This window comes from Mesorhizobium sp. M2E.F.Ca.ET.209.01.1.1 (genome assembly GCF_004010375.2).
GTDB lineage: Bacteria > Pseudomonadota > Alphaproteobacteria > Rhizobiales > Rhizobiaceae > Mesorhizobium.
Map to the genome: position 1 here is coordinate 1 of NZ_SADP02000116.1, position 533 is coordinate 533.

1 protein-coding gene is annotated in these 533 nt (G+C 57.0%); it reads right to left on the reverse strand.

From position 1 onward, the window contains the following. Positions 1 to 15: 15 nt before the first annotated feature. Positions 16 to 282 (reverse strand): hypothetical protein, encoded by a 267-nt coding sequence (locus EN852_RS34855; protein WP_135879600.1) that lies wholly within the window; start codon positions 280 to 282, stop codon positions 16 to 18. Between the last annotated feature and the right edge of the window lie 251 nt (positions 283 to 533).

Genomic DNA, 533 nt, shown 5'->3' on the forward strand with positions numbered 1-533 from the left:
ACGGCATGGAATGGTTCAGCCCTCGAGCTTCGGATCTTGCCGATCGTCAGGGCGTGGTAGCCGATAGACAAACCGGCGAAGGCGAGACACAGCCCTATCCTCTTCCAGGGCAATTGAAATCTGATCGGGATCGATCACGCCCCGTTCGAAGAGGCTCATCACTCTACCCGCCACCTGTTCGCGGTGATCGATGCGAACGATCTGATGCTTCGCGCAGAAATCGATCACCACCTTTGTCAAGAATGTGACATGAGTGGGGTCCGCAGTGCCTTCCTTTACCATCCCGGCTGCCTGTTCAACTTGCGCGCTCCCCGTTATGGAGCGGCCAATGTCTTCGACGCAAAACCGGTGCCAACATCGCTGGCCCGAAACGAGACATGACGGACGGATTAGCGGTGCCCAGGTCCCCCTGAGGTACCCTTTAGGATGTACCGATATAAGAGGCATACCTCCTTCTGCAGGGCGGATTGGATTTCGGACCGGCGTATTATAGGTCGTAGCCGGCGTTCTTATGCCACCCAACGCCTATGCCG